The organism is Streptomyces sp. (assembly GCF_031181705.1).
GTDB lineage: Bacteria > Actinomycetota > Actinomycetes > Streptomycetales > Streptomycetaceae > Streptomyces.
The window spans coordinates 1-3,273 of the sequence record NZ_JAPSKN010000224.1 but is presented as its reverse complement, the minus strand read 5'-3'; the positions used below and the strand labels follow the sequence as shown (position 1 = coordinate 3,273).

Sequence of the window (3,273 nt, the reverse complement as noted above, 5' to 3'; positions counted from 1 at the left end):
GTGGGGTCGAGCCGCAGAGCCTTCCGGGCACGGCGGAGCCGGACAGCGATCCGGCCCCGGCCAAGGCCCACGGCACGGCCGTCACCGCTGCGCCGCTCAGCGCCGCACACCGGGAGGGCGGCCCGCCGCAGCCGGCCGCCGAGGGCATCCCGGGGCCCGCGGCGAGCGCGGTCCGGCCCGGCTGGTTCGGATGGCGGCGGCGCTACCCACGGGCCGCACGGGGCGTCTCCGTGGGCACGACCGTCCTGGCCGGGGCGCTCGTGGTGTTCGCGCTGCTCGTGCCCAACCGGCTCGAGCGGATCGAGTTCGCCTCGTTCGTGCGGATCCCGGCCGAAGGAGTGCTGCTCGCGGGACTGCTGCTCGCGCTCCCCGCGCGGCCCCGGCGGATCACGGCGGTCGTGACGGGCGCGTTCCTCGGGCTGATCACGATCCTGAAGTTCGTCGACATGGGCTTCTACCAGGTGCTGGCCCGGCCGTTCGACCTGGTCCTGGACTGGATCCTCATCGAGCACGCCACCGACTTCCTCCGGGAGACCTTCGGCCGGACCGGCCAGGTGCTGGCCGTGATCGGCGTGCTCGTCCTGTTCGCCGCCGTGCTCGTGCTCACGACGCTCGCGGTGGTGCGGCTGACGAACCTCATGGTGCGGCACCGCCCCGTCGCCGCCCGTACGACACTGATCCTCGGCACGGCGTGGATCACCTGCATGACCCTGGGGGTGCAGCTCGGCACGGTACCGATCGCCACCAAGGGCAACGCCGAGTTCATCGGCAACCGCGTGGAGCAGGTCCGCGCGGGCCTGAAGGACGCCCGTGTCTTCGAGCAGCAGGCCGCCGTGGACGCCTTCGCGAAGACCCCGCCCGACCGTCTGCTGACCGGACTGCGCGGCAAGGACGTCCTGTTCACCTTCATCGAGAGCTACGGCCGGGTGGCGATCGACGACCCGGCGATGGCGGAACAGACCGACGCGGTGCTCAAGGAGGGCACCGGCAGGCTGAAGGCGGCCGGGTTCGAGTCGCGCAGCGGCTGGCTGCGGTCGCCGGTGACGGGTGCGGGCAGCTGGCTGGCCCACTCGACGTTCCTGTCCGGGCTGTGGATCAAGAACCAGCAGCGGTACCGCAGTCTGACCACCAGCGATCGCATGACGCTGACCAAGTACTTCGGCAGGACGGGTGCCTGGCGGACCGTCGGCATCGTGCCGGGCGTGCGGCGGGCCTGGCCCGAAGGCAAGTTCTTCGGCCTGGACCACATCTACGACTCCGAGCACCTCGGCTACCACGGGCCGTACTTCAGCTGGACGCCCGTGCCCGACCAGTTCAGCCTGGAGGCCTTCCAGCGCCTGGAGCACGGCAAGGAGGACCGTGAGCCGATCATGGCGGAGATCATCCTGGCCTCCAGCCACAACCCCTGGTCGCCCCTCGCGCGGATGATCGACTGGGAGGACCTCGGCGACGGCTCGGTGTTCCACCGGATCAAGAAGGAGGGCACCGACCCGGCCGAGGTCTGGAAGGACCCGGAGAAGGTGCGCGCCGAGTACCGCAAGGCCATCGAGTACTCGATCCGCAGCCTCACCGAATGGATGGAGCGCTACGGCGACGAGGACACGGTGCTGGTCTTCCTCGGCGACCACCAGCCGGTGCCGACCGTCACCGCCGGGGACACCGGCAAGGACGTGCCCGTCACGATCGTCGCCCACGACGAGAAGGTCCTGGACCGGGTGGCCGACTGGGGCTGGAGCGACGGCCTCAAGCCGGCCCCGGACGCGCCGAGGTGGGGCATGGACGAGTTCCGCGACCGTTTCATGACGGCGTACGGTCCGCAGGGCTGAGGCGGGCCACCACTGCCACGCGGGGCGCCGGCCGACAGCCGCTGCGGGCGACGGGCCGGTCAGGAGGAGAAGGACGCCACGCGACGCGTGAACCACTCCGGATCGTCGAGCCACGGGTGGTGCGGCGTCCATCAGGTCCTGATCGATCGTCAGGGACCCTACCCACGCGCCCGGCTGGACCACGCGCTCGGCGTGCGGGAAGACGCCGGCGGTGCGGCGGGCCGGGGCCGGGGCCGGTCCGCCGTCGGCCCCGCCGGCCGGGACGAACACCGGGGCGGTGAGCCGCGCCAGGACGCCGCGGGTCCGGTTCGCAGGCGCCGTCACCGCCGTGGACGTCGGCCGCCTCGTCGTCGGTCTCGGCCTCATCGCGGTCCGCGGCGGCGCGGGCGGTGTCGTCCCAGCGCCCGGGGAAGAACGGCACGCACACCGAGTCGAAGTCGCCCGAACCGTTTCAGTTGGGCCTCGAACGTCGGGAACGCGTCCGCGAACCAGGGCTCCGAGTCCCTGAGCCGGGCCGCCGTGGGCCGGTCGTCGGCCGTCGCGGGCCACCCCGGGGCGTCGCATACCGGCACGCCGTCGATCCTGGCGCCCGGGGCCGGTCCGGCACCAGCGGGATCTCCGGCCGGACTAGGTCCGGTCCTTTCCGAGTTCGTCCCTGAGCCGGCGTTTGAGGATCTTCCCGCTGGCGTTGCGCGGGAGTTCGTCGACGAACACCACGCGCTTCGGCGCCTTGAAGGGCGTGAGCCGCTCGCGGACGTGGTCGATCAGCTCCGCCTCCGTGACGGCCGCGCGGGGGACGACGATCGCCGTCACGGCCTCGATCCAGCGTTCGTCGGGCAGGCCCACGACGGCCGCCTCGGCGACGGCGGGGTGCGTGTACAGGGCGTCCTCGACCTGGCGGGAGGCGATGACGACTCCACCGGAGTTGATGACGTCCTTCACGCGGTCGACGATCGTGTAGTAGCCGTGCACGTCGCGCACCGCGAGGTCGCCGGAGCGGAACCAGCCGTCGCGGAACGCCTCGGCGGTCTCCTCGGGCTTGTCCCAGTACCCCTCGCACAGTTGGGGGGAACGGTAGACGATTTCGCCCGGAGTGCCGTCGGGAACGTCGTTGCCGTCCTCGTCGACCACCCGGGCGTCGACGAACAGGACGGGCCGGCCGCAGGAGTCCATGCGGCCCTTGTGCTCCTGAGGGCCGAGGACGGTCGCCAGGGGGCCGATCTCGCTCTGGCCGAAGCAGTTGTAGAAGGCGAGCCCCGGCAGACGCTCCGTCAGCCGTTCGAGGACCGGGACCGGCATGATCGACGCCCCGTAGTAGGCCTTGCGCAGGCCGCTCAGATCGCGGGCGGCGAAGTCGGGGCGGTGGGACAGGGCGATCCACACGGTCGGCGGGGCGAACAGGCTGTCGACACGGCCCGCTTCGACGAGGTCGAGGAGCCGGTCGCCG

Annotated in this window: 2 protein-coding genes; one reads left to right on the top strand and one right to left on the bottom strand. The window is 72.1% G+C overall.

Annotation, left to right across the window (positions count from 1 at the left end; genetic code table 11):
* Positions 1–1,826, top strand: a 1,826-nt coding sequence (locus RIN80_RS25970; RefSeq protein WP_375141818.1) for a sulfatase, incomplete at its 5' end; no start/stop codon positions are given.
* Between the two features lie 627 nt (positions 1,827–2,453).
* On the opposite strand, the gene RIN80_RS25965 is transcribed toward RIN80_RS25970, so the two are convergent.
* A partial coding sequence (locus tag RIN80_RS25965) for an AMP-binding protein (RefSeq protein ID WP_309098080.1) occupies positions 2,454–3,273 on the bottom strand: 820 nt, incomplete at its 5' end.